The sequence below is a fragment of the Kocuria sp. CPCC 205260 genome (assembly GCF_040981045.1).
Lineage (GTDB): Bacteria > Actinomycetota > Actinomycetes > Actinomycetales > Micrococcaceae > Kocuria > Kocuria palustris.
Map to the genome: position 1 here is coordinate 793,918 of NZ_JAVKPT010000001.1, position 23,796 is coordinate 817,713.

The window sequence follows — 23,796 nt, forward strand, 5'->3', positions numbered from 1 at the left end:
GGTCTCCTCGCTCTCAGGGGCGGCGGGACCGGAAGGGGACGCACGGCCGCCGCGCATTCCGTGGGCCCAATCTACGGGATCATCACCTCGCTGACGGCCTGACATCGGGTCTCACCAGGACCTTGTGATGTCGGACTCGCTTCCTAGGGTCATGGGAGTTCGCTTCCCCGGCCCGTTCTCGTCCCCGCATCCGCCGGAGCGCCCTGATGGAGGCCCGCCGTGACCGTTCGTTTCCTGCACACCAGCGACTGGCAGCTGGGCATGACCCGGCACTACCTGGCCGGTGAGGCTCAGCCGCGCTTCACCGCCGACCGGGTGGACACCGTGCGCACCCTCCTGGCGCTGGCCCTGGAGCGCGAATGCTCGTTCGTGGTCGTGGCAGGAGACGTGTTCGACCATGCCAATCTCAGCCCTCAGGACATGGGCCGGGCGCTGGAGGCCATGCGCTGCGAGCTGCCGGTACTGCTGCTTCCGGGCAACCACGACCCTCTGGGCACGGGCTCGCTGTGGGACTCGCCCGCCGTGCGCGACGGCCTCCCGGACAACGTCGTGCTGCTGCGGGACTCGGATCCCGTCCAGGTGCTCGACGGCGTCCAGGTGGTCGGGGCGCCGTGGCGGACCCGCAAGCCGGACGCGGATCCCGTGGCTCCTGCGCTGGAGGGCCTGGAGACAGATGGGACCGTCCGCGTGCTCGTCGGCCACGGCATGCTGGAGGAGCTGGATCCGGATGCCTCCTCCCCCGTCACCGTCAGGCGGGCACCGCTGGAGGCAGCCTTGGCGGACGGGCGGATCCACTACGTCGCACTGGGCGATCGCCACATCCGCTGGCCGCAGGACGGACGCGGGGCCATCCAGTACTCGGGGGCCCACGAGACCACCAGCTTCCGGGAGACCGGTCTGGGCCTGGTGCTGGAGGTCCAGATCGATCCGCAGGCCCCGGCCGGGTCCCAGGTCACGGTGCAGGACCACCAGGTCGGGCGGTGGCGCCACGTGGTGATCGAGCGCGAGCTCGACGGCCCGGAGGACCTCGAGGCGCTGGCCGCCGAGCTGGATGCTCAGACGCCCAAGGAGCGGACCATGGTCAAGACGGCTCTGCGGGGAGCCCTCACGGTCGGGCAGGCGGCGCAGCTGGACGAGCTGCTCGAATCCCAGGGGGCGCGCTTCGCGTCGCTGGAGGCCTGGGACCGGCACACGGACATCGTGATCCTGCCCAGCCAGGAGGAGATGCAGGAGATCTCGCTGGGCGGCTTCGCCCAGCAGACCCTCGAGGAGCTTCGGGAGAGGGCCTGGCAGCCCGAGCGGGAGCGCGCTGAGGACGGGTCGCCCGAGCCGATCGCCGCAGAAGAGCTCTCGGAGCAGGCCGAGCAGGAGGAGATGCTCCGCGAGCCGGCGCCGCCTGCTGAGCACGAGACCGCCCAGGATGCCCTGCGCCTGCTGGTGCGGCTGAGCGGAGGGCAGCGCGCATGAGGATCCACCGCATCGCCGTCGACAGCTTCAAGGGAGTCCGGGACCGCACGGTCGAGTTCCCGGACACAGGGATCACCGTGCTGCAGGGGCGCAACGAGTCCGGGAAGTCGTCCCTCATCGAGGCCTTCGACCTCCTGCTGGAGATCCCGGACAGCTCCGGGGCCAAGGCCGTCAAGGCGGCGGATCCCGTGGGCGATGACCTGGGGATCGCCGTGGAGGCGGAGTTCACCCTGGAGGGCCACCGCCTGCTGTACCGCAAGCAGTGGCTCAAGGCCAAGAAGACCACCCTGCGCTTCCTCGAGGGACCGCGCGCCGGGGACACGCTCTCGGGGCGGGAGGCCCACGACACCGTCATGGCCCTGCGCGAGCGCTCCGATCAGACGCTGTGGTCGGCGCTGCGCATGCTGCAGGGCTCGGCCTCGGGCCGGGAGAGGCTCACCGACTCCTCGGCGCTGAAGTCCGCCCTGGAGCAGGCCAGCGGAGGCAGCGCCCAGAGCGAGTCCGGTTCGAGCCTGCTCGCTCTGGCCCAGGCCGAGCGCGAGCGGTACTGGACGGCCGGCGGCAAGGAGAACGCCGCCACCAAGGCCGTGCGCGACCGGCACCGTGAGGCCGTGGCCGACCATGAGCGAGCCGACGCCGAGCTCGCGAGCCTCGTGGAAGCCGAAGAGCGCCTGGAGCGGGACGAGCGCGCGCTGACCGCCGCCCAGCGCACCCTCGCGTCAGCGGAGGAGGACGCCGAGCAGGCCAGAGTCTCGGCCGCCGCGCTCACTCAGCTGCAGACCCGCAGGGAGCAGGCCGCAGCGGCGGCGGAGGCGGCTTCATCGCGCACCGAGCAGCGCCGATCCGATCTCGAGCAGCGCGAGCGGCTGCGCACCCGGGCACAGGAGGCTCACCAGCGTGCCGCGCAGCTGCGTACGGAGGCAGAAGCGCTGCAGGTCAAGCTCGACTCCGCGCAGGAAGCAGCGCAGCAGCACCGCACCGAGCTCGAGAGCGCTCGCACTGCGGAGGAGCAGGCCCGGGGCCGAGTCCGCGCGCTGCGCACCGCCCAGCGCCTGGTCCAGCACCGGCAGCGCCACAGCGAGCTGGCACAGCAGCTGCACGAGCTCGAGGAGATCGCCCAGCAGCTCGAGGCGCTGGGTCAGGCCCCTGACTCCCCCATCGGCGCCGCCGACGTCGAGCGGATCGATGCCGCCGAGCGGGCCCTGGCGACCGCTCGAGCGCAGGTCGCAGCCGGTTCCGCCGAGCTGACGGTGACCGCCCTGGGAGGCCCCCGCACGGTGCACCTGGGCGACGAGTCGATCGAGCTGCTCGATCAGCAAGCGCAGACCCGCGCCGTGACCGAGCAGATCGACCTCGAGCTGCCGGGGCAGCTGCGGGTGAGCGTGGTCCCCGAAAAGGGGCGCGAGGACCGCAGCCGGGCCGCGAACGACGCTCAGGAGGCCCTGCGGCAAGCGCTGGTCCGGTGGGAGGTCGCCTCCCCGCAGGAGGCCCGCGATCTGCTGCGCGAGCAGACGGAGGCGCAGCGCGAGCGCACCGCGCTGGTACAGCGCCGCCGTAGCGTGCTCGCCCAGCACGACGAGGCCGAGCTGCGCCGCGAGCACGAGCGGCTTGCCTCCTTGCTGGCCGATTCGGAGCGGCCCGCGGACTCAGATCCTCCGGCCATGACCGGATCGGCGCAGGAAGCCGCAGATGCCCTGCAGGAGGCGGAGGAGGCCGCCGAGGACGCCCGCAGCACGCTGGAGACCGTGCGCGACGACGTCTCCGGCGCAGAAGCGGCCCTGTCAGCCCGGCGGGAGGAGCTGGGTGCCGCGCGGGCCGCGCTGGACGCGCAGGCGGAGTCCGCGCAGCGCGACGAGCAGCAGCTCGCCCACGAGCGCGAGCAGATCGCCGACGATGCCGTGGAGGCCTCGCATCAGGAGGCCATCGACGAGCTCGCGCGGGCCCAGGAGCAGGCAGCCCAGCTCGAGCGGCAGTGGCAGGACCAGGACGGCGAGCACAAGCGCAGCCAGTACGAGGCGCGCATGCGCCGCCCAGAGGCACTGCGCCGGGTGCTGGATCAGGCCCGCGATCAGCGCGCCCAGTCCCGGGGTGCTCTGATGGCATTGGACCGAGACCAGAAGCAGTCCGATTTCGACACCGCGCTCACCCGGCGCCGCGCGGTCGCTCAGGAGCTGAGCAGCCATCTGCGGCGGGCAGCGGCCGCCAAGCTGCTGGCCGGCACCCTGGAGCGCTTCCAGGCGGAGGCGCATCGCCGCTACACGGAGCCGTTCCGCCAGCAGCTGGAGCGGCTGGGGGCCCACGTCTTCGGCTTAAGCTTCCGGGTCGAGGTCGACGAGGATCTGGAGGTCACCCGCCGCTTCATGCACGGGACCTGGATCGACGAGTCGTCGCTGTCCACGGGCGCCCGCGAGCAGCTCGCCGTGCTGGTGCGCCTGGCCGTGGCCACCCTGGTGGATCCGGTGGAGGGAGTGCCGGTGATCTTCGACGACGCCCTTGGCCACTCCGACCCCGAGCGTCTGGCCAGCCTGGCCGCGGCTCTCGAATCGGCCGGACGCCGGGCTCAGGTCATCCTGCTCACCGCCACGCCGGAGCGCTTCGCAGCGGTCGCAGGCACGGCCGAGGTCCGGATCGGCGACTGAGCGCAGCGCGCTCTCCGATGATCCCGGACGGCAGCGACTGCGAGTCCCGGTCCAGCACGGAAGGCCGGGACTGCGACTCCCGGCCCCGGACGGCAGGACCTCCGGGGCTCGGCCGCAGACGCGGGCCGGACTGCGCTGAGTGCGCCAGCAGGCTCAGGCGGCGAGCTCGCCGATCCTGAACTCCGCGAGCTGCTCGGCCACCCGATCGCTGCCCTCGTGCTGGCCGGTGAAGGCCTCGGTGCCGTCGCTCCCGCACAGCGACTCGATCGCGCCCTCACCCCCGGGATGCTGGGCGATCCAGTCGCTGAGGTCGTAGACGCCGTCGTCGATCGCGGCCCAGCAGGACTCGGCGCCGTCGTGCTCGGCAACCTCATCCATCGTGTCGGTCTCAGCCTCGGACTCGGTGGCGGCCGAGGACGACTCCTCGGCGCTGGTGCCCGCAGGGTCGTTCGTGGCCATGGCCCCTGACCACGCGGCCTGGGCGCCCGTGTGACCGGTCTGCACGGCGAAGATCAGCACGGCCGCGCCCGTCAGAGCGCTCAGCGCGCCCAGGACCGTCGGCAGCGCACCTGCGCCCGAGCCCTCGACCTCGGCGCGCTGCTTCCGGTCGGCGAGGACCCGGCTGATCCACCAGGCCGTCGTCAGCACGAACAGCGCGATCGAGGCCGCGAGCAGGCGGTTCGCGGCGTCGGCGTGCTGCTGCGGCATGCCGACCTGCTGGGCGAAGGCGTTGCCGGAGATCAGGGCCAGGATGACCCCGGCCAGCCCGAGCGCGGCGCCGATCACGGACAGGCCCAGGACGCGTCGGCGCACGGCTGGCACCACCGCCGCGACGATCAGCAGGATGGCCGTCAGCGGCAGCACCACGACCGGAAGATGCACCACGAGCGGATGCAGAGGAAGGTCGCCTACGGCGGTGAACGGACTGGTCTGCAGGGGAATCTGCGAGTTCATGCTTCCACGGTACGAGAAAAAGATGACGCGTCCCTCAAATTGTCGGACTCAGTGGAGTGAGACCCCGCACGTCGCTGACGCGGGAAGCTTCCGTGACGGGTCAGGAGCGCTCGTCTGCCAAGGCTGCGGGCGCCTCCGAGGCCTGCGTCGAGTCGCTCGCCTCCGCTGTGCTGCGACCCGCCACCGGTGCGGGGCGGCGCCGGCGTCGGGTGGTCCCGCTGATCCAACGGGCCAGGGCGCCGCGGGAGGCACGGGCCTGCTCGGCGGCCGCCGACGACAGCCCGTCCTCCGGCGAGGAGGCGATCAGCGCGTTGACAAAGCGCACGTCTGGGTTGGGATCCACGAGCAGGGCCTTCACCAGCAGCGTGGCCGGCAGGGCGAGCAGCGCCCCCAGCGGGCCGAGCACGAGCGACCACAGCAGCACGGAGACGAACGAGACCATCGGGGTGACTCCCACGGCGTCGCCGGTGAACTTGGGCTGGATGAACGACTGCATGACCAGGTTGATCACGCTGAAGCCCAGGATCACGGCCAGCGCATCGAGCCAGCCGCCCTCGAGCAGGCCCATCATGGTCGGCGGGATCATGCCGATGACGAACCCGATGTTGGGGATGTAGTTCGTCACGAAGGCCAGCACCGCCCAGACACCGGCCAGCGGGATCCCCAGGGCCCACAGGTAGCCCAGGTCCATGAGCGCCACGATCAGCCCGAAGACCGTCGTGACGATCCAGTACCTGCGCACCCCGGCGGCGAAGCTGAGCAGCGCGCGGCCCACCAGGGGCTTCTGCAGCAGGATCACGCCCATCCGCCGGCGGATGGTCATGGAGTCCAGGGTGAGGAAGAAGATCGCGGTGATGACGATCGCCAGCATGGTGGCCACTCCGGAGACGTTCGAGGCCACATCGAGCAGCCATTCCGTCGAGAAGCCCACGATGTCGGGCACATTGGCTTCGATGTTGGCCGCCATGGTCTCGGTCGTCACGCCGAACTGCGCGAGCCACTGCATGAGGTCATCGCCCAGCGCGGCGAACTCTCCGGAGTAGCCGGGCAATGCCGTCAGCAGCGCGAAGATCGCCCATCCCATGGAGTAGAAGAAGGCCAGCAGCGCGATCAGCACCACTGCCAGAGCGGTGATCGCGGCCAGCCAGACCGGCCACCGCAGCCTTCGCACGAGCCAGGCGTGCAGGGGGTGGACGATGATCACCATGTTCAGCGCGAAGAAGACCGGGGCGATGAAGCTGGCGTAGCGGCTGATCCCCTCCAGAGCCAGCAGTGCCGCCGCCACCCCGACCAGCATCAGCACCAGACGACGCGACCCGGCCTCGCCCCCGCGCATCGAAGCGGCTGTGTCGAGGGTCGGCCCGGTCGCCTCTTCCTGTCCCTGTGGCTGTCCGTCATCAGGGGATCCGTCGCGTGCGGCCTCGAAGGCCTCGACCGGGGTCAGGGTGGTGCGGTCCTCGGCAGGCACCCCCGTCTCCGGGGATTCCTGGACCGGCTGCTCGTCCAGCAGATCCGCGAGACCGGCGGGCTCATCGGCCGGATGATCCGTGGCCGTGGGTCCTGTGGATTCAGGTGATCCGGCACTCGAGTTCGACCGCACAGACGACGCTGTTCCGGGCTCACCGAGCGTCGAGCGGTCGGTCTTGCGGGTTCCGTGCGGCTCAGCCGGGGACATCGAGGCTCCTGTGGGGCAGCGGCGCCGCGGCTGCGACGCACGGGCGGCCCTGCGGCCGTCGAGCAGATCCTAGACCCGGCTGATGTCGCGTAGATGTCCGGGCGCCCGAGCGGCCGCATCGCCGCTCCCCCTCCAGCGACTGGCCGATTGCCCACCGCTCCTGGATCCGGTGGCCGCTTCCTCACCGCAAGCCGCCGGAACCGGTGACGACTCGGCCTGTCGGTGGCGGTGCGGTTCGGATTCGGGCAGTCGGGTGGGGGCTCAGGACCCGGGCGCACGCAGATAGGGTCGGGCCATGACCGAAGCTCATGCCGACTTCCCCGCCCAGCACCTGCCGGATCTTCCCCTGTCCACGCCTGCGGTGGTGGTGGATCGTCGGATCCTGGATGCCAATATCGCTCGGGTGGCCGACTCGGCGGCTCGGCGCGGCCTGATGCTGCGCCCGCATGCCAAGACGCACAAGATCCCGGAGATCGCCCGCCGGCAGATCGACGCCGGTGCGGTGGGCCTGACCGTGGCCACGATCGGCGAGGCGGAGGTCTTCGCCGGTGCCGGCATCGAGGACCTGTTCATCGCCTATCCCCTGTGGGTCGACATGCGCAAGGCCGTGCGGCTGAAGCTGCTGGCGGAGAAGACGCGGCTGCGCATCGGCACGGATTCGGTCGAGGCCGTCGAGCAGATCGCCCGCGAGCTGGGCGATGCGCCGCTCTCGGTGTCCCTGGAGCTGGACAGCGGCCACCACCGCAGCGGCGTGCTGCCCGACGACGCCCTGCCGATCGCGCAGCGCGCCCGGGAGCTGGGCGTGCGACTGGACGGCCTCTTCACCTTCCCGGGGCACAGCTACGCCCCGGGCGAGCAGTCCTCGGCGGCCACCCAGGAGAGCGCGATCCTTGCAGGCACTGCCCGAGAGCTGCGCGAGGCCGGCCACGAGATCGTGCACGTCAGCGGCGGCTCGAGCCCCACCGCCGAGGTGGAGGAGCCCACGGCGGCGCAGGAGATCCGCCCGGGCGTCTACGTCTTCGGCGACGCCCAGCAGCTCGAGCTCGGGCGCATCGGCATCCAGGACGTGTCCCTGTCGGTCGCGGCCACCGTCATCTCCCGCCACGACCACGAGGAAGCGGAGGACGACGGACCGTCGTTGCGCCGGATCGTGCTGGACGCGGGCTCGAAGGTCCTCGGCAGCGACCGCCCGGCGTGGGCCACCGGGTACGGGCGCCTGCCGAACCACCCGCGGGCGCGGATCACGGCGCTGTCCGAGCACCACGCGACCGTCGTCTTCCCGTCCGAGGACGCGCTGCCGGCCATGGGCGAGCAGCTGCGCGTGATCCCCAACCACGTGTGCCTGACCCTGAACCTCATCGGCTCCGTCACGGTGATCGACGGCGGGGCCGTGCTGGGCTCGTGGAAGGTCGCCGCCCGCGGGCTCAACAGCTGAAGCGCTCGAACCCGACGACGACGCCTGCGCTCAGGCGAACGCGCTGAAGCCCGTCAGGTCTCGGCCGATCAGCAGCGCCTGCACCGACTCGGTGCCCTCGTAGGTGTGGATCGCCTCGATGTCCGCCAGGTGGCGCATGACCCCGTTGTCGATCAGGATGCCGTTGCCGCCCATGAGGTCGCGGGCCTCGGCGGCGATCGCGCGGGCCGTGCGGGTGTTGTGGTATTTCGCCAGCGAGGCCTGGGTGGGCCGCAGATGCCCTCCGGCCTCGGAGGCGGCGAGCTGGGAGCAGTACAGCTGCATGGACGTGAGCATGGACAGCATGCGGGTCAGCCGCTCCTGCACGAGCTGATGCTCAGCCAGGGGCTTGCCGAACTGGCGTCGCTGCTTGGCGTAGGACAGCGCGGACTCGAAGCAGCCGGTCGCGTGGCCCAGCGCGGACCAGGCCACCCCGGAGCGGGTCGCGTAGAGCACGCGCGAGGCGTCGCGGAAGCTCGTGGAGCCGGGCAGCACGGCATCTGCGGGGACCTTCACATCCTCCAGGCGGATCAGCGCCTGGTCGATCGCGCGCAGAGCGCCCTTGCCCTTGATGACCTCGGCGCGGTAGCCGAGCGTCTCCTGCGGGATCAGGAAGCAGCGCACCGAGCCGGTGGCCCCGGGCACGCCCTCGGGCACGGAATCGTCGACTACGCGCGCCCACACGAAGCTGATCCCGCCGGCGGCCCCGTTGCCGATCCACTTCTTGGCCCCGCGCAGCGTCCATCCCTCGGCCGTGCGCTCGGCGACGGTCTCCAGCTGCGCGGAGTCCGAGCCGTGATCCGGTTCGGTGAGTGCGAAGGCGCCGAAGACCTCGCCTGAAGCCAGCGGCTTCGCCCAGCGCTGCTGCTGCTCGGGGCTGCCGTGCAGGATCAGGCTGCGCAGGGCCAGACCGCCCTGCACCGCCACGATGGTGCCGAGCGAGCCGTCGATGCGGGAGAGCTCCATGTTCACGAGCCCGGCCCCCAGCGGGGACATCTCGCTCAGCAGGGGGTGCTCGAGCCCGTCGACAAACAGGTCGGCGGCCCCCAGCGCGGCAACAGCCTCGAGCGGGTACTCGTGGGCGTCCCACGCCGCGGCCATGCGCTCCTGCAGCCCGGTGCCCACCTCCCGAGCCCGTTCCCAGAGCTCGCGGTCGGCCTCCGGGATCTGCGTGAAGAGGCTGTAGTAGTCGATGTCCAGGGCGTGGGTCACCGAGTACTCGGGCTCGGTGGCGCCGGGAAGCGGGGTCTCAGTCATGGCCCCACTCTAGCGATACTGCGTATCAAATGGAATGAGACGCAGTATCACCTCAGCTCAGAGCTCTGCGCACCTTCTCGACGACAGCGTCGACATCGACCCCGGAGCCCGACGACGACGGCGCCGTGGCCACCACGACCGTCACCGCATCCGCCGCAGAGCTGTCCGCCCGACTGCCTCCATCGAGCACGCCTGGACCGTCGTGCGCGCCCGGGTCGCCGTGGCCATCGCCGTCTTCGCCGGTTTCGCCGCCGAGCCCCGCCGAGCCGGTCGCCAGCCGGGCGCGCAGATCCTTGAGGGCTGCGCGCAGCGACTCGACGGCCGCGTCGACGGCTTGCGGCTGCTGGGCATGCTCATCGCGCAGCAGAGAGCGCAGCGCGTGATTGTGCGCCGCGGTCACGGCGGCGGCGAAGACCACGGTGCCCAGGGAATCCGCCTGCGGCAGGTGGGCGCGCAGGGTCTGGACGAACAGCTGCTCGTAGCGCCGCTCGGTGACGATCTCGCGCTCGCGCAGAGCCGCCACGGAGCGGACCACGCCGTAGCGTCGCCGGGCCGCCGGAAGGTCTCGAGCCAGGTGGGACAGGACCTGCAGGGAAGCCTCGCACACGATCACGTGCGCTTCCGCTCCGTCCTCCGCGAGCCGCTGGAGCATCCAAGCCTCGATGCGCTCGAGCAGCGGGGGGTGATCGGCGAAGACCGCGTCCTCCTTGCCGCCCACCTGACGGAAGAAGGTGGCTCGGGAGATGCCCGCCGCGGCGGCGATGTCCGCCACGCTCGTGGCTTCGAACCCTTCGCGCTCGAACAGCTCGACGGCCCAGCGCACCGACTGGGTGCGCAGGTCGTCCTCGGCGGGTTCCGCAGCGCGTACGGGATCGACTGAGGGCTTCGACGACGGGGCGACTGGGCGCGAGCGCCCTCCTGCCGCAGAGGTCTCGCTCACGGGCTGCTGCTGCGCGGGGTCCATGGCTTCGGGACGCTACCAGCCCCGCCGAGGATCAGTCCGCAGAGCGCACCGCCTTCAGGATCTCGTCGTGCGTGTGGCCACCGCCGGCGCCGCCCTCCACATGGCGGGGACGACGCTCGCGGACGGCGATCTCCCAGCGCGAGGAGCGCTGCAGCGCAGCCTCCAGATCGTCGATCGAGAGGTAGTCCTCCGGATCGAAGCCGCGAGCCCGGGCTTCCTCGGGGTCGATGTCCGCGTGGCCGACGAACAGCAGCGTGCCTCCCGGGGCGACTGCGCCGAGCAGCGCGATGAGGTTCACGCCCTCGGGCTGCGACGGCAGGGCCGGGTAGAACACCGAGACGAGGTCGAAGCCATCCTCGGGCAGCTCGACGTCGTCGAGCCCGGAGTGGATCCACTCGGCCTGCACACCGGCGGCCTCCGCCGCGGCGCGGGCGTGCTCGAGGGCCACCCCGGAGATGTCCAGGCCGGTGACCTGCCACCCCTGCTGGGCGAGCCAGACGGTGTCGGCGCCCTCTCCGCAGCCGACGTCGAGCGCGGTGCCGGGCTCGAGGCCGGCGACCTCGGCCACGAGCGCCTGGTTCGGCTGGCCGCTCCAGCGACGCTCGGCGGGCGAGTAGATCGCATCCCATGCCTCGGCGGTGTTCCCGCGGCGCAGCAGCTCGAGGTCCTCTCCCCCGCCGTGGTCATGGTCGTGGGAGTGGCTGTGCGGCTGCGGGGTGCTCATCGAATCGCTCATGACCACGATTATGAACCGCGACGGGTGCGGGCCGGACCGCCGGGGCCGCCCGCACCCGTCGCCGCGCTCAGTGCGGGTGGTGCCCGCCGTCGTGCTCGGACGATCCGTGACCGGCGTGGAAGGTCATGATGTCCCGCGGCAGGACCGTGAAGGGGCGCATCATCGTGTGGTCCTCGTGATCCAGGATGTGGCAGTGGTACATGAAGCTGCCCGAGGCCCCCTCGAAGTGCCCGGCCACGCTGTACCATTCGCCGGCGTTCATGGTCCACGTGTCCTTGGGCGCGCGCACCAGATCGTCGAACTCCTCCGGCGGCACGGGCCTTCCCACCAGCGGGGCCGTGGTGCGGGCCCGCACCGGATCCCACGAGGCCGGGTCGATCCGGCGGCGGCCGATGGCCTGGAAGTCGGCCATGTGGATGTGCATCGGATGCGCCGGTCCGCCCAGGTGCAGGAAGTGCCACACGGCCCAGTCCCCGCGGTTCAGCCGGATCGTCGTGGCGTCGTCGAAGAGCTTGGCCACCGGGCGCAGCGAGCGGACCGCTCCGCCGTGCTCCACGACCTGGATGAGCTCGCGCTCCGGCAGAGTCTCGCCCGCCGGGATCTCCGCCAGCTCCCACATCTCCGGGTGCACCCCGCCGGCCGGTCCTGGCGGGATGATCCCGACCCAGAGGTGTTCGTGGTGCTCCACGATCTCGTGGCCGGCACGCAGGCGCCCTCCCTCCAGGTGCTCATACCTTCGGAACGAGCGGTCGAGCACCGCCGGCGGCTCCCACGTCTCGCGGCCGCGTCCGCGGGCGCGGCCCACGCGCAGCTGCAGGATCGAGGCCTCCGCATCCCCCGGCACGGCGTGCAGCACCCCGTCCTCGTTGCGCAGCTCGACGGCGGTCTCCTCGAGCCCGCGCAGATCCACGAGCACGTCCAGCCGCTCGCCGGGCCCGAGCACGACCGTGTCGCCGAAAGGCCGGTGAGGGGCCGGCAGCAGTCCGGCATCCGCACCGATCACGACCAGGCGCCCGCTCAGCCGCGAGGCGGCCTTGCGCGCCGCCCGCACCTGCGCATCGCCCGAGGCCCACTGGGCATCCCGGGAGCCTTCCGTCCTTGCCGGATCGCGGCGCGGGTCGTGCAGCGCGAGCCGCAGGACCCGGGAGTTCGAGGCATTGAGCAGCCGCAGCCGATGCCAGCGCGGCTCGACGTCGACGAAGGGCCAGATCCTCCCGTTGACCAGGCTGTACGGCCCGACGATCGGGACCTCCCCGGGCTGCCCGCCGGGCGTGAAGGTGAATCCCGCCTGCTTGTAGAGCATCCGTCCGGTGAGGCCCCCTGGCCCACGGCCCGCAGGAGACGTCTCGAGATTGCGGTCCCCGATCATCAGCGGGATCTCGCGCTCCCCGTCGGGAAGCCCCAGGGAGCGCTCGTTCCTGTCGCGGATCAGCCAGAACCCGGCCAGTCCCGCGTACACGTTGAAGCGAGTCACGGCCATGGCATGGTCGTGGTACCACATGGTCCGGGCGCTCTGCCGGTTCGGATAGCGGGTGCGGGCGGTATCGCCCAGGGCCAGGACGTTGTGCGCCCAGCCGTCGTCGTGGCCGTTGGTCAGCGCGCCGTGGACATGGACGGAGATCCAGCCGCGCAGCTGCTCGGTGCCGGGCAGGGCAGGAAAGGCCCTCGGTCCGCTGCCGCGCGATGCCGACCAGCCGCCGGGGCTCACGGCTTCGGTGAGGTCGCCGTTGAACGGGAGCCCAGGTTCCGACCGCTGCGGGACGCGCACGACGTCGTAGGGCAGCGCAGCCGGGGCGCCCTTGCGGTCGCCCAGGCTGTTGACCCAGTCGATCTCGAGGGCCTGGTCGCGCTCGACCTCGATCGTGGGCCCCGGGCAGAAGCCCTCCCATCCCCAGATCTCGGTCTCCGGCAGCTCGGCATGCAGCCTGGTCCGCACCACGTCCGCGCGGATCTCCAGACCGCGCCCCGACGGACGCCGCGAGGCCCGCAGCACCGGCGGGATCGGGAGCCGGTCGACGAACTTCTTCAGGATCAGGTTCGACGGCACGGGGCCGCCGGCCCGGGACGGCGCCGGCCGGGCGGTCTCGGGGCGGACGGCCTCCGGGGGAGCAGCCTCCGGAGCAGGCGCCTGCGGGCCCGGCTCCACGTCCCTCAGGGGCGGAGCCGAGCCGGTGGCGGCCAGGAACGCGTACTCGAGGGTGCCCGGCTCGGGCAGAGTCGCGGCAGGATCAGGAGCTGGTGCGGAGGAGCCGGCGGCGGGGCGGTCGGCAGAGGCGGATCGATCGGACATGGCAGTGTCCCTTCGGCGAGGTGAGCGGCGTGCGCTTCTCACCCTTCTCCGTGATTCATGATCGCACAATATTATCGGCTGCAATGTTGTGCGATCGGAACCTTCGGAGGGTGCTCCCGGCCTCGGTGGCTCCCGGAGTCAGTGCCCCGGCCGGGCTCGGCGTGCCCGCGCATGTGATCCTGGCGGCCTGCCAGGCGGCAGCGGCATCCGGTAAGCTGCGCCACGCGGACGTGGTCGAGCTGAATCCTGCCTTCGACGTGGACTCCCGCACGGCGCGCACCGCCGCGCGGCTGATCCACACGATCCTCAGCGAGGCAGCGCGGACCCGGTGAGACCGCTGGCGGCGAGCTCGCGGTCGAACTCACCAGCCAGGTACCGCTGGTGGATCTCCGCGGCCACGTGGAACGGACGGGCTGGGGCATGCCAGCCGTGGAAGTCGATCACGATCGGCTCCCCGCGGTGCATGGTCATTCGCGTGGAAGTGCCGTTCGAGCGCAGCCGTCGACCGTCGCGCAGGACCACTACCACGGCGCCTGACCAGTAGAAGCTCCTGTCGACCTCGAGATGATCCACCGCCGGCCAGGGAATCTGGCGAGTGCGCCCCATCCTGCGCACGACCAGGCCACGCGAGGTGGCGGTGAAGCGCCACAGCTGCGACATCCACAGCAGCGTGCACAGCCCCGCTGTCGGCAGCACCATCACAGCGACCAGGACGATGCCCGTTCGCCAGCTCCCGTTGGCCAGCACGATGGTCGGCACGATGCCCGCCAGTACGAGGAGCATGCCGATGCACAGCGCCGCGAGCACCCGGAAGAGGACATGGCAGCGCGCGGAGTAGAACACGAAGCCCGCGTCGACGCTGCCTTGGTCCCTCTGTGCGGATGCCATAGTCCGAGTTTACCTCAGCAAATTCCACCCTGCCATGCGTGCGATGCCTACGCTGGCCCCATGCACAGCACGGAGCAGCTCGCGATCCTCGAGGAGGACGGGCTGCTGATCATCCCCTCGAACCCGCGCCGCACCGCCCTGAGGCTTCTGGGCGGTCTGATGGTCTCGGCCGTCGGGGCGCTGCTGTGCGCGCAGGCCGGGCGCGGGCTGGAGTCCGTCGCACAGATCTTCCTGCGGCCCGGACTGTGGCTCGGTGCCGTGCTCGTGGTCCTCGGGTGCCTCGCGGTGCGACGCGCTCTGGGCATCCGCCGCTGCGGCCTCCAGCTGATCCTCACGGACGAGTCCCTGGTGTTCGAGCACAGGCCGGAAGGCACCTGGTCCACTCTGCACCAGCTGCGCTGGGATGAGATCGTCGCCTTCGCCCCGGCCCACGGGTCGCTGCCCGGGGCGGCCGGGCACGTTCTCTACACGCTGCGCCCGGCAGCGGCCCGACGGATCGACGAGCAGCGCGCCGCCCTGGACGATCCGGCGCACCGCCCGAGCTGGGCCGAGCGCGCCACGCAGATCGAGTCGGGCCGCGGAGCCATCCCCGCCCAGATCGGCGACGGACCGACGCAGCTGCTGGAGACCCTGCGCGCCGCCCACCGCCGGTTCGGCTGAGAACTCAGCTCGAGAGCTCGGCGGCCTCCCGCCGACGCCGCAGCCCGATGAGCACCTCTCTCAGCGCCTCGCGCTCGGCACCGCTGAGCTCGATCCCGAGATCGACGGCGGCGTCGACGGCTTCGCGCGCAGTGATCTCCTGGTGCTGCGTCGGCTTCCCGTCGGCGCGCACCACCCGGGTGGTGTCTGTGATGGAGACGTGGCCCTCATCCGTCCAGCGGTTGGCCATCAGCATCACGGTGAACGGGCCAGGGGCGAGGCCGCCGGAGGTGATCTGGTCCCCGGTGTGCATGTCGACCGGGCGCACGGGCAGCCTGTCGGAGACGTGCTGGAACTCGCCGTCGCGGTGCAGCGCCCAGCCCGTGGACGGCCCCTCCCCCACCAGGCTCAGCTCGAAGAGCCGGCCGCCCTCGTCGCGCACCGCGCCGTCGCGAAGGGGCATGGGGCCGCGGATGCTGAAGCCGAAGCCGGGATCGGCGAACCAGGCACCGTCGTCGAGCCGGACCTCGAGCGAGGTGTGCGTGCGCGCCCGATCCGGGGAGCCCACCCGGCCCAGGTGGCGCGTGACCTCGAATCCCAGGTGCTCGAGGGCCGCGGCCATCAGCTGCCCGTGGGCGAAGCAGTAGCCACCGCGGCGTCGTTCGATCAGCTGCCGCTGCACGGCCGCCGGCGCCGCACCGGGGTAGGTGCCCAGCAGGATGTCGACGTTCGTGAACGGCAGCGTGCGCACGTGCGCCTGGTGCACGGCCTCGAGCAGCTCGAGGCTCGCGGGGCCGGGTTCGATGCCGATCCGCTGCAGATAGGCGGGGATGTCGAAGTCCTCAGTGCGCCACGAGGATCCGGTGAGGTCGGCGGGCATGGTGCTCCTTTACGAGCCGCGCGCCGACGCTCGTCGGCGCTCGTCGGCGCTTGTCGGCGCTTGTCGGCGCTTGTCGGCGCTTGTCGGCGCTGAGCCGAGCCTAGGTCAGACGGGTCTCCCCGGTCCGCGCTGGCTCCTCCGACGCCCTCCGGCTGGAATGATGGACGGATGTCCCCTTCGAGCACCCCTTCCTCCCACGCCTCCGCACCGCCGCCGGAGAGCACAGAGACCGCTTCGAGCGGCCGTCGCTCCGGCGCCGTGCTGGTCGCCTCCCTGATGCTCTTCTCGATGTTCTTCGGCGCCGGGAATCTGATCTTCCCGCCGATGCTCGGCGCTCAGGCGGGCTCCAGCACGACACCGGCCCTGCTCGGCTTCCTGAGCACCGGCGTCCTGCTGCCGGTCCTGGCCATCCTGGCCATCGCCGTCACCGGACGCGATCTGCAGGATCTGGCCAACCGCGGCGGACGGGTCTTCGGCGTCGTGTTCACCGTGCTCGTGTACCTGTCGATCGGCGCGTTCTACGCTCTGCCGCGCACAGGGTCGGTGAGCTACGAGACGGCCGTCGCCCCCTACCTGGGCGAGGAGTCCCTGTGGATCGCCGTGGCGTTCAGCGCCGTGTTCTTCGGGATCTCGCTGCTGCTGGCCTTCGACCCCAGCGGGATCGTGGACCGGCTCGGACGCTTCCTGACCCCGGCGCTGCTGATCCTGCTCGTGGTGCTGATCACGATGGCTGTGCTGCGTCTGAGCGCCCCCGGCCACGGCCCCACCGAGGAGTACGCCTCCGCCCCGTACGTCACGGGCTTCCTGGAGGGCTACAACACCATGGACTCGCTGGCCGGTCTGGCCTTCGGGATCATCGTGGTGGCCAGCCTCCGGGCCAAGGGCGTCTCCGACGGCCCCGCGATCGTGCGCGGAGTCAGCCTGGCCGGCGTGATCGCCGGCGTCCTGCTGGCCGCCGTCTACATCGGCCTGGCGATCGTGGGGCTGCGGATGCCCGAGGGCCAGTCCCACCCCGACGGCGCCTCGCTCCTGGCCGAGGCCGCCGTCCAGGTGCTGGGCGGACCCGGGGCCGTGGTGTTCGGGCTGATCGTCGTGCTGGCCTGCCTGACCACCTCCGTGGGGCTGATCGGGGCCACCTCGGAGTTCTTCCACAAGCTGGTCCCGGCCCTGTCCTACCGGGTGTGGGCGATCCTGTTCACGGTCATCGCGTTCCTGGTCTCCACCGCCGGGCTGGAGACGGTGCTGGCCATCGCCGGACCGATCGTCGGCTTCCTCTACCCGGCAGGCATCACGCTGATCCTGCTCACCCTGATCGAGCCGCTCACGCGCCGGCGCCTGAACCTGACGTTCCGCCTGGCCCTGGCGGTGGCCATTGTGTGGGCCGCGCTCATGACGCTGCGCGATCTGGGTGTGGGCGCCGACCCGATCGAGACGCTGATCGGCTGGACGCCTCTGCACGCGCAGGGCATGGGCTGGGTCGTGCCCACGGTCGTCGCGGCCGTCGTCGGGTTCGTCGTGGACCTGGCCCGCGGGGCCTCCGACCCCGTTCCGGTGGGCGGCGAGTCGCAGGAGGCCGCTCAGGAGCGGGTCGACGCCGCCTCCTGAGTCAGTCCGCCAGGTTCGAGAGCGCGGTGCGGAAGGCCTGCTGCGCGGACTCTCCGAAGGGCACGAAGACGACCTCGTCGATCTGCTGCCCCACCTCCGCCCGCATCGCCTCCGACGTCTCGACGGCGATGCGGGCGGCGTCGTCCATGGGCCAGCCGTAGACGCCGGCGGAGATCGCGGGGAACGCCACGGTGCGCGCGCCGATCTCGGCGGCGACGCGCAGGGACTCCCGATAGCAGGAGGCCAGCGTCTCGGACTTGTCGATGGTCTTGGCATAGGTGGGCCCCACGGTGTGGATGACCCAGCGTGCGGGCATCTCCCCGGCCGTCGTGGCCACGGCCTGGCCCGCGGGGAGGCCGTCCGGCAGCTGCTCGGCGCGCAGCTGCTTGCACTCCTGGAGGATCGACGGGCCGCCGGCGCGGTGGATCGCGCCGTCCACTCCCCCGCCGCCCATCAGGGACGAGTTGGCCGCGTTGACCACCGCGTCCACGTCCATGGTCGTGATGTCACCGGGCTGAATGCGAAGCTCCATGACGTCGAGCCTACGCGGGGGCGCTCCCGTTCCGCTCAGTCGATCAGCTCGTGCAGCAGCTGCTCGAACTCCTCCGGCTTCTCCGAGTGCACCCAGTGGCCCGCGCCCTGGACCGTGCGCAGATCGACGCGCGGGAAGAGCTGGGACATCAGCGGCAGCTGGGCCTCGCTGACGTAGTCGGACTCCGAGCCGGCCACCCACAGCACGGGGCCGTCGAAGCTCTGGTTCGTGACGGGGAAGCCGCCGATCTCCTCCAGGGACTGATACAGCAGCTCGAGGTTCGGCTGCCACCCCCAGGCGCCGTCCGAGTAGCGCAGATTCTGCAGCAGGAAGAGGCGCACCGAGTCCTTGGGGATGGCCTCAGCCAGCTTGGCATCGGCGTCGCCGCGGTTCTCCACGTTCGCCAGGTCCAGCTCCCGCAGGCTGCCCAGCAGGTGCGGGAACTCGCCGCCGCCCTCCCAGGAACGGCCCGGGGAGATGTCCACGACCATGAGCCGCTCGATCAGCTCCGGGTGGCGCAGGGCGATCAGCATGGCGACCTTGCCGCCCATGGAGTGGCCCACGAGCATGATCTTCCGCCCTCCGGCCTTGGCGCGCAGGGCCTCCGCGACCGTGTCCGCCATGTCCTCGTAGGAGAACTCGTCCGTCCACCCCGAGGTCCCGTGGTTCGGCAGGTCCACCAGCAGGCTCGTGCACTGGGCCGAGAGGTCCTTGGCGAAGCGCGTGAAGTTCTTGCCGCGCCCCATCAGCCCGTGCAGGAACGCGACGACGACGGGGCCATCGCCCACGGTGGAGATCGTGACGGACTCGGCGGCTTTAGACAGTGCGGACATGGGATCGACGATAGCCGCGGGTGACGACACCCGAACGGCGCGCGAGGCCGCGGACCCCTAGGGTGAGAAGGCCCTCGACGCCGATGCCCAGGACAGCGCCATGACCATCCCGCCCTCAGCCGCCGCACCGCATGAGCCCCTGCAGGCTCCCCGCGCCACCCGAGGGAGGCTGCGCCTGATCGGGCCGGGGATCGTCCTGGCGCTGTCGAGTGTTGGCGCCTCGGACATGATCACCACACTGAACTCGGGCGCCGAGCACGGGCTGGCCCTGATCTGGGTGTTCACGGTCGGCATCCTGCTCAAGTTCGTGCTCTCGGAGGCCGTGGCCCGCGTGCAGATGAGCGGCGACCGCTCGCTGATGTCGCACATGTCCACCGCCGGCGGGCGCCTCTTCCCAGTGGTGTTCCTCGTGGCCGAGCTGCTCGTGGGGCTGTTCTTCGGCGCCAGCGTGGTCTCGGTGTGCGCCATGATCCTGCAGAGCCTCATCCCCGGGCTGCCGTTCTGGCCCACCGCGATCGTCGTGCTGGCCTCGGCCATGGTCATGCTGTGGGTCGGGCGCTACGGGTTCGTCGAGAAGGTCATGATGGGCTTCGGCATCCTGATGTTCTTCGGCATCGTCGCTCTGGCGATCACCACGGCCCAGGGTCAGGAGGCTCAGGAGATCGCCACGCAGACCCTCGTGCCCGTCATGCCCGGCGGGTCCCTGATCACCGTCCTGTCACTGATCGGCGGCGTGGGCGGAGCCACCGGGATCCTTGCCTACTCGTTCTGGATCCGGGAGAAGGCCTGGCGCGGCGTGCAGTGGAAGGCCACGATCCGCACGGATCTGCTCATCAGCTACGGCGTGGTCTTCGTGTTCGCGGTGGCCATGACGATGGTCGGGGCGTTCCTGCTCTACGGCCAGGGCTTCACCATCTCGGACAACGGCGCCATGTTCGCCATGGCGGACTCACTCGGGGCCTCCCTGGGCGGCTTCGTGCGTCTCGTCTTCCTGCTCAGCTTCCTGGCGGTGGTCTACACGAGCGTGCTCGGCGGCTTCTCGGGCATCGCCTACGTGACCGCCGACTGCCTGCGCGTGCTGCGCCGCTACCCCCATCAGGACGCCCCGGGTCTGGACATGTCCTCCAAGGCGCCCGAGTTCCGCATCGCCCTGATCTACCTGACGATCTGCGCCCTGGCCATCATGGGCACCGGCCGGCCGGTGACGCTCGTGCTCATCTACGCGGCGATCAGCGCCTTCATCCTGCCGGTGCTGGCCATCGCCCTTCTGGTGCTGCTCAACCGCCGTGGGATCCACGAGACGCTGCGCAATCGCGCACCGGCCAACGTCCTGCTCTCGGTGTGCTTCCTGCTCTTCGGCTTCCTGGCCGCCATGCAGGTCGTGGAGTCCGTCGGGGGCCTGCTGGGCTGACGACCCGCTGGTCCCGACGACAGCCGCGGGTCCCTCTGCGCTGGGCCCCGCTCAGCCGGCCGCGGACTCCGCAGCGATTCCCGCGGCCTCGGCGATCTCCCCGTAAGCCCGCGCAAGGTCGTCCACGGAGGAATGGGCGTTCAGTCCGCTCGGATTGGGGGCCGCGAACAGCCGCGTCCCCTCCCACGGAGACTCCTGCTCCCCTGTCGTCGCCCGAGGCCGCCCGAAGGCCGTGCGGTAGGCGGTGATCCCGACGACGGTCACCACCGTCGGGCGATGCTCCGCGACGGTCGCGGTGAGCCTGTCCCGACCCGTGCGCAGCTGCTCGCGGGTGAGCTCGTCCGCCCGGGCCGTGGCCTCCGGCCACAGATTGGTGATGCCGATGCCGCGCGAGGTCAGCTCCGCCAGGTCGTCGTCGCTGAATCCGTTGGCCGTCCGGATCAGGTGCCCCGTGATCCCGGCTCGGTGCAGCGCGGGATAGAAGCGGTTGCCGGAGCCGCTGAAGTGCGCGCCGGTGGCCGCGGAGCGCAGACTCGGATTGATGCCCACGAACAGCAGCCGCAGAGGGTCGGGCAGCAGGTCCGGGACCTCCCGTCCGTAGTGCTCCTCCAGCTGCACCCGTGTGAATCCCATGGCCCCAGGCTATGACCTCGAAAGGGCGCGGATTATGCGGCTGCAAGCACCTGATTGTTATCGGAAGGTGATCGGATTCCCAGGTTGAGGGCCCAGACATTCAGGTTCGTCTCCCTATGGTGGGGACTCCCCCGGCGGCCCCGAGGAAGCACTGGAAGAAGTGGGGCCGCCTGATCGCACGGAGGTGTGAGATATGCGCAAGAGCATCCGCCGAACCCTGGCCGTCCCCATGCTGGCCGCTGCGGCAGTGGCCGGCTCGGCCGCGGCAGCCAACGCCGCCCCGGCCCAGGAGTCCGCCCCCGCCGCCGAGCAGACCGGCACCGGCGTCATCACCGCTGACGGCCAGCCGACCACCAACGGCGACTACCGCCAGGATCTGGCTGCGGTCGTGACCTTCCCGCAGGCCGATCCGACCGTGCAGGACTATGTGCAGATCACCTTCCACGGGGTGCCCACGGGTCCGCTGGTGCCGCTGGATGAGAACGGCCAGGCCGAGGTGCCGCTGTACATGTCTCCGGGCTCGTACTTCGTGGGTGCGAACTACGTGGAGGACGGCCAGGAGGTCACCGACTCCGTCCAGCTGCCCGGCTTCACCGCCACGGCTCCGCTGCCCGGCGAGGAGGACGCACCCGTCGTGCCAGTGCAGTGATCGGCTGACGTCCTCAGCGCACGAGACCCGCGCCGTCCCCCTCAGGGCGGTGCGGGTCTCGTCGTCTCCGGCCCTGGGCCCCGCATCCGGCCGAGCCCTCCCCTACCCTGCTGTCCATGACTGCTTCTCCGAATCCGCCGCAGCCGCTGCTGAGGCTCAGTGCCAACCACCTGCGCCCTGCCGATGAGACCGATGGCCTCGGCAAGGTGCTGGCCTGGAACCCGGTCCAGCTGATCACCGGCGGATTCGGGTACCTGGCCGACGGAGGCCACCTGCTGATCTGGCCGAACGGCGTGAGCTTCGAACCGCACTCCATGAACCTTCCCGGCGGGCAGTGGTGGGCTCCCGCTGAGACGATCCGCGTCGTGCGCACCTTCTCCCAGCAGGCGCTCAAGGGCCTGGAGATCGAGCTGCAGGACGGCGCCACCCGCAGGTTCGTCGTCGGCGACCGCGAGAACGTCCTGGAGACGCTGCGAGCGCTGGGCCTACCGACCGGCTGAAGCAGGCGGCGCCGGGGACCAGCCGCCCCTGCTCATCCCATGCCTAGGGGCCCGTGCTGGTGAAGCGCTCGCGGAAGCCGCTCGGCGTCACCCCGAGCTGCCGCAGGAAGGCGCGGCGCATCGTCTCGTCCGACCCGAATCCAGCTCGTCTGGCCACTGACGTCAGCGGCATGTCGCTGCGGATGATCTCGCGGGCGGCGTCGACCCGCGCGGCCTCGAGCCACTGCATGGGCGACAAGCCTGTCTGCGCCCTCACCAGCCGGTGCAGCTGCCGAGAGCTCACCCCCAGGCGCTCGGCCATGGACGCCACGGAGTGACTGCGCTCCGGATGCTCGAGCACCTCGCCCATCACCGTCTGGAGCCCCGCATCGCCCACGGTCGCCTGTCGCAGGGCGGAGGAGAACTGCGCCTGTCCGCCCGAGCGCTGCATGAGCACCACGAGCTCGCGGGCGGCCTCACGCGCCGCAGCCGCCCCCAGATCCTCCTCGACCAGAGCCAGGGTGAGGTCCAGTCCCGCGGAGATGCCCGCCGAGGTCGCGATGCGTCCATCACGCACGTGGATGACGTCGGGCTGGACGTCGAGCAGGGGGAACCGGTCCGCCAGCGCCTGCGCATGGCGCCAATGAGTGGTCACGCGGCGTCCGTCGAGCAGTCCGAGCCGGGCCAGCACGAACGCTCCCGTGCAGACCGACGCCACCCGGCGCGCGTTCTGGGCCAGGTCCCCCGCCAGCTGCAGCAGCTCGTCCTCGATCGGCTCGGCGACCAGCCGGTCCCCGCCGACGACGATCACCGTGTCCGCAGCGCCTTCTGCGCTGGGCGACTCCGTGAGGACCTCGAGCCCCGCCGACGAGCGCACCCGGCCGCCGGCGGCGGAGACCAGACGCGTGCAGTACAGCTCCCCGGACGGATCGGCGACGCGCAGGACCTCCAGCGGACCTGTGGCATCCAGCAGGGTCATGCCGTCGAACACCACGATGTCCACGCGGCGCATCGGAGCCGCACCGCCGGCGGTCATGTCCGATTCCGAGGGGATATAGGCTGATGGAACATGGCCCGATCCTATGCGGCGGACCAGGGTGGATATCAGCATCTTCACCGCACCGAAAGGATGGATCCCATGCCCGAGATCATCGCCGGCATCACCATTCCCGACAGCGCCGTCGCCCGGGAGGCCACTGAGCTGGTCCGCGACGTCGAGTCCGATCTGCTGTATCACCACAGCCGTCGCGTGTTCGTCTTCGGCTCCCTGCGCGGGCACGCCCTGGGCCGCGGATTCGACGACGAGCTGCTCTACATCTCCGCGATGTTCCACGATCTCGGGCTGACCGAGAAGTACCGCTCCGACGACCTGCGCTTCGAGATCGACGCCGCGAACGTCGTGCGGGACTTCCTCACCGGCCACGGCTACAGCCAGCACGACGCCGAGGAGGCCTGGGCTTCGATCGCGCTGCACACGACCCCCATGGTCCCGCTGCACATGTCCCCGCTCGTCGAGCTGGTGACCCGCGGCGTGGAGCTCGACGTGATGGGCGTGGACTACCACGAGCTCACCGACGCCCAGCGCGAGGAGATCACCTCCGTGCACCCCCGCCCGCGCTTCAAGGAGGGCATCATCGAGTCCTTCGCGCAGGGCTTGTTCCACCGCCCGCAGACCACGTTCGGCAACGTGAAGGCCGATGTCCTGGCCGATCAGATGCCGGGCTTCGAGCGCGGCAACTTCGTCGACGAGATCCGCGGCTCCGACTGGCCCGAGTGATCTCGCGCTCCGCGTGAGCACCGCACGGCGGGCCC

General features: G+C 71.1%; 21 protein-coding genes and 1 pseudogene. 10 read left to right on the plus strand and 12 right to left on the minus strand.

Annotation, left to right across the window (positions count from 1 at the left end):
- The first annotated feature begins 219 nt into the window (after positions 1-219).
- Together RF645_RS03525 and RF645_RS03530 are read left to right on the plus strand one after the other, a co-directional pair.
- Positions 220-1,467, plus strand: coding sequence for an exonuclease SbcCD subunit D (locus tag RF645_RS03525; RefSeq protein ID WP_368818601.1), 1,248 nt, complete (start codon positions 220-222; stop codon positions 1,465-1,467).
- Positions 1,464-4,106: a hypothetical protein gene (locus tag RF645_RS03530; protein ID WP_368818602.1), complete on the plus strand. Its 2,643-nt coding sequence runs from the start codon at positions 1,464-1,466 to the stop codon at positions 4,104-4,106. Before RF645_RS03525 ends, RF645_RS03530 begins: the two co-directional genes overlap by 4 nt.
- A gap of 153 nt (positions 4,107-4,259) precedes the next feature.
- On the opposite strand, the gene RF645_RS03535 is transcribed toward RF645_RS03530, so the two are convergent.
- The gene (locus tag RF645_RS03535) at positions 4,260-5,060 is read right to left on the minus strand and encodes a cytochrome b5 domain-containing protein (protein ID WP_368818603.1); all 801 of its coding nucleotides are present in this window, start codon (positions 5,058-5,060) and stop codon (positions 4,260-4,262) included.
- Positions 5,061-5,160: 100 nt separating this feature from the next.
- Positions 5,161-6,735, minus strand: a complete 1,575-nt coding sequence (locus tag RF645_RS03540) for an AI-2E family transporter (protein WP_368818604.1) — start codon at positions 6,733-6,735, stop codon at positions 5,161-5,163.
- Positions 6,736-7,030: 295 nt separating this feature from the next.
- Between RF645_RS03540 and RF645_RS03545 the strand changes: the two genes are divergently transcribed.
- Complete coding sequence (locus RF645_RS03545) at positions 7,031-8,170, plus strand: alanine racemase (protein ID WP_061711093.1); 1,140 nt, start codon at positions 7,031-7,033, stop codon at positions 8,168-8,170.
- A 30-nt stretch (positions 8,171-8,200) separates the two neighbouring features.
- Here RF645_RS03545 and RF645_RS03550 read toward each other — a convergent pair whose 3' ends face one another.
- From RF645_RS03550 to RF645_RS03565, 4 genes are all read right to left on the minus strand, one after another.
- A complete protein-coding gene (locus RF645_RS03550; RefSeq protein ID WP_251714821.1) occupies positions 8,201-9,445 on the minus strand; it encodes an acyl-CoA dehydrogenase family protein in 1,245 nt (414 codons plus the stop codon).
- Positions 9,446-9,497: 52 nt separating this feature from the next.
- Entirely contained in the window at positions 9,498-10,409 is a 912-nt protein-coding gene (locus tag RF645_RS03555; RefSeq protein WP_368818605.1) for a TetR/AcrR family transcriptional regulator, read from the minus strand.
- A 31-nt stretch (positions 10,410-10,440) separates the two neighbouring features.
- The gene (locus tag RF645_RS03560; protein ID WP_235444570.1) at positions 10,441-11,145 is read right to left on the minus strand and encodes a bifunctional 2-polyprenyl-6-hydroxyphenol methylase/3-demethylubiquinol 3-O-methyltransferase UbiG; all 705 of its coding nucleotides are present in this window, start codon (positions 11,143-11,145) and stop codon (positions 10,441-10,443) included.
- Between the two features lie 67 nt (positions 11,146-11,212).
- On the minus strand, positions 11,213-13,435 hold the full coding sequence (locus RF645_RS03565) for a multicopper oxidase family protein (protein ID WP_368818607.1): 2,223 nt from the start codon (positions 13,433-13,435) through the stop codon (positions 11,213-11,215).
- 110 nt (positions 13,436-13,545) lie between these two features.
- Between RF645_RS03565 and RF645_RS03570 the strand changes: the two are divergent.
- Positions 13,546-13,767 (plus strand): annotated as a pseudogene (locus tag RF645_RS03570) (arginase family protein); the annotation flags it as partial.
- Here RF645_RS03570 and RF645_RS03575 read toward each other — a convergent pair.
- Positions 13,742-14,323, minus strand: a complete 582-nt coding sequence (locus tag RF645_RS03575; protein ID WP_368818608.1) for a PH domain-containing protein — start codon at positions 14,321-14,323, stop codon at positions 13,742-13,744. The pseudogene RF645_RS03570 and the gene RF645_RS03575 sit on opposite strands and share 26 nt — an antisense overlap.
- A gap of 60 nt (positions 14,324-14,383) precedes the next feature.
- Here RF645_RS03575 and RF645_RS03580 point away from each other — a divergent pair, with 60 nt between their 5' ends.
- The gene (locus RF645_RS03580) at positions 14,384-14,983 is read left to right on the plus strand and encodes a hypothetical protein (RefSeq protein WP_368818609.1); all 600 of its coding nucleotides are present in this window, start codon (positions 14,384-14,386) and stop codon (positions 14,981-14,983) included.
- A gap of 4 nt (positions 14,984-14,987) precedes the next feature.
- Here the strand turns inward: RF645_RS03580 and RF645_RS03585 are convergent, their stop codons facing one another.
- Positions 14,988-15,842 carry an arylamine N-acetyltransferase gene (locus RF645_RS03585; RefSeq protein ID WP_368818610.1) on the minus strand — a complete coding sequence of 285 codons (855 nt, stop codon included), beginning with the start codon at positions 15,840-15,842 and terminating at the stop codon, positions 14,988-14,990.
- A gap of 168 nt (positions 15,843-16,010) precedes the next feature.
- Here RF645_RS03585 and brnQ point away from each other — a divergent pair, with 168 nt between their 5' ends.
- Positions 16,011-17,447: a branched-chain amino acid transport system II carrier protein gene (gene brnQ, locus RF645_RS03590; RefSeq protein WP_368818611.1), complete on the plus strand. Its 1,437-nt coding sequence runs from the start codon at positions 16,011-16,013 to the stop codon at positions 17,445-17,447.
- Position 17,448: 1 nt separating this feature from the next.
- Here the strand turns inward: brnQ and RF645_RS03595 are convergent, their stop codons facing one another.
- Complete coding sequence (locus RF645_RS03595) at positions 17,449-17,979, minus strand: O-acetyl-ADP-ribose deacetylase (RefSeq protein ID WP_024290956.1); 531 nt, start codon at positions 17,977-17,979, stop codon at positions 17,449-17,451.
- Between the two features lie 35 nt (positions 17,980-18,014).
- The gene (locus tag RF645_RS03600) at positions 18,015-18,812 is read right to left on the minus strand and encodes an alpha/beta fold hydrolase (RefSeq protein WP_368818612.1); all 798 of its coding nucleotides are present in this window, start codon (positions 18,810-18,812) and stop codon (positions 18,015-18,017) included.
- Positions 18,813-18,912: 100 nt separating this feature from the next.
- Between RF645_RS03600 and RF645_RS03605 the strand changes: the two genes are divergently transcribed.
- Positions 18,913-20,223, plus strand: a complete 1,311-nt coding sequence (locus RF645_RS03605; protein WP_368818613.1) for an Nramp family divalent metal transporter — start codon at positions 18,913-18,915, stop codon at positions 20,221-20,223.
- Between the two features lie 51 nt (positions 20,224-20,274).
- On the opposite strand, the gene RF645_RS03610 is transcribed toward RF645_RS03605, so the two are convergent.
- Positions 20,275-20,856 carry a mismatch-specific DNA-glycosylase gene (locus RF645_RS03610; RefSeq protein WP_368818614.1) on the minus strand — a complete coding sequence of 194 codons (582 nt, stop codon included), beginning with the start codon at positions 20,854-20,856 and terminating at the stop codon, positions 20,275-20,277.
- A 193-nt stretch (positions 20,857-21,049) separates the two neighbouring features.
- Between RF645_RS03610 and RF645_RS03615 the strand changes: the two genes are divergently transcribed.
- Positions 21,050-21,505, plus strand: a complete 456-nt coding sequence (locus tag RF645_RS03615; RefSeq protein WP_053447028.1) for a hypothetical protein — start codon at positions 21,050-21,052, stop codon at positions 21,503-21,505.
- A 116-nt stretch (positions 21,506-21,621) separates the two neighbouring features.
- Positions 21,622-22,005: a hypothetical protein gene (locus tag RF645_RS03620; protein WP_368818615.1), complete on the plus strand. Its 384-nt coding sequence runs from the start codon at positions 21,622-21,624 to the stop codon at positions 22,003-22,005.
- 43 nt (positions 22,006-22,048) lie between these two features.
- Here the strand turns inward: RF645_RS03620 and RF645_RS03625 are convergent, their stop codons facing one another.
- Positions 22,049-23,020 carry a GlxA family transcriptional regulator gene (locus RF645_RS03625; RefSeq protein WP_368818616.1) on the minus strand — a complete coding sequence of 324 codons (972 nt, stop codon included), beginning with the start codon at positions 23,018-23,020 and terminating at the stop codon, positions 22,049-22,051.
- 102 nt (positions 23,021-23,122) lie between these two features.
- Here RF645_RS03625 and RF645_RS03630 point away from each other — a divergent pair, with 102 nt between their 5' ends.
- Positions 23,123-23,761 (plus strand): HD domain-containing protein, encoded by a 639-nt coding sequence (locus RF645_RS03630; RefSeq protein ID WP_024290963.1) that lies wholly within the window; start codon positions 23,123-23,125, stop codon positions 23,759-23,761.
- The last annotated feature ends 35 nt before the right edge of the window (positions 23,762-23,796 follow it).

Excerpts from the sequence above, each read along its gene's own strand:
- RF645_RS03530 (WP_368818602.1), top strand. The coding sequence starts at position 1,464 with ATGAGGATCCACCGCATCGCCGTCGACAGCTTCAAGGGAGTCCGGGAC.
- RF645_RS03535 (WP_368818603.1), bottom strand. The coding sequence starts at position 5,060 with ATGAACTCGCAGATTCCCCTGCAGACCAGTCCGTTCACCGCCGTAGGC.
- RF645_RS03540 (WP_368818604.1), bottom strand. The coding sequence starts at position 6,735 with ATGTCCCCGGCTGAGCCGCACGGAACCCGCAAGACCGACCGCTCGACG.
- RF645_RS03545 (WP_061711093.1), top strand. The coding sequence starts at position 7,031 with ATGACCGAAGCTCATGCCGACTTCCCCGCCCAGCACCTGCCGGATCTT.
- RF645_RS03550 (WP_251714821.1), bottom strand. The coding sequence starts at position 9,445 with ATGACTGAGACCCCGCTTCCCGGCGCCACCGAGCCCGAGTACTCGGTG.
- RF645_RS03555 (WP_368818605.1), bottom strand. The coding sequence starts at position 10,409 with ATGGACCCCGCGCAGCAGCAGCCCGTGAGCGAGACCTCTGCGGCAGGA.
- RF645_RS03560 (WP_235444570.1), bottom strand. The coding sequence starts at position 11,145 with ATGAGCGATTCGATGAGCACCCCGCAGCCGCACAGCCACTCCCACGAC.
- RF645_RS03565 (WP_368818607.1), bottom strand. The coding sequence starts at position 13,435 with ATGTCCGATCGATCCGCCTCTGCCGACCGCCCCGCCGCCGGCTCCTCC.
- RF645_RS03575 (WP_368818608.1), bottom strand. The coding sequence starts at position 14,323 with ATGGCATCCGCACAGAGGGACCAAGGCAGCGTCGACGCGGGCTTCGTG.
- RF645_RS03580 (WP_368818609.1), top strand. The coding sequence starts at position 14,384 with ATGCACAGCACGGAGCAGCTCGCGATCCTCGAGGAGGACGGGCTGCTG.
- RF645_RS03585 (WP_368818610.1), bottom strand. The coding sequence starts at position 15,842 with ATGCCCGCCGACCTCACCGGATCCTCGTGGCGCACTGAGGACTTCGAC.
- brnQ (WP_368818611.1), top strand. The coding sequence starts at position 16,011 with ATGTCCCCTTCGAGCACCCCTTCCTCCCACGCCTCCGCACCGCCGCCG.
- RF645_RS03595 (WP_024290956.1), bottom strand. The coding sequence starts at position 17,979 with ATGGAGCTTCGCATTCAGCCCGGTGACATCACGACCATGGACGTGGAC.
- RF645_RS03600 (WP_368818612.1), bottom strand. The coding sequence starts at position 18,812 with ATGTCCGCACTGTCTAAAGCCGCCGAGTCCGTCACGATCTCCACCGTG.
- RF645_RS03605 (WP_368818613.1), top strand. The coding sequence starts at position 18,913 with ATGACCATCCCGCCCTCAGCCGCCGCACCGCATGAGCCCCTGCAGGCT.
- RF645_RS03610 (WP_368818614.1), bottom strand. The coding sequence starts at position 20,856 with ATGGGATTCACACGGGTGCAGCTGGAGGAGCACTACGGACGGGAGGTC.
- RF645_RS03615 (WP_053447028.1), top strand. The coding sequence starts at position 21,050 with ATGCGCAAGAGCATCCGCCGAACCCTGGCCGTCCCCATGCTGGCCGCT.
- RF645_RS03620 (WP_368818615.1), top strand. The coding sequence starts at position 21,622 with ATGACTGCTTCTCCGAATCCGCCGCAGCCGCTGCTGAGGCTCAGTGCC.
- RF645_RS03625 (WP_368818616.1), bottom strand. The coding sequence starts at position 23,020 with ATGACCGCCGGCGGTGCGGCTCCGATGCGCCGCGTGGACATCGTGGTG.
- RF645_RS03630 (WP_024290963.1), top strand. The coding sequence starts at position 23,123 with ATGCCCGAGATCATCGCCGGCATCACCATTCCCGACAGCGCCGTCGCC.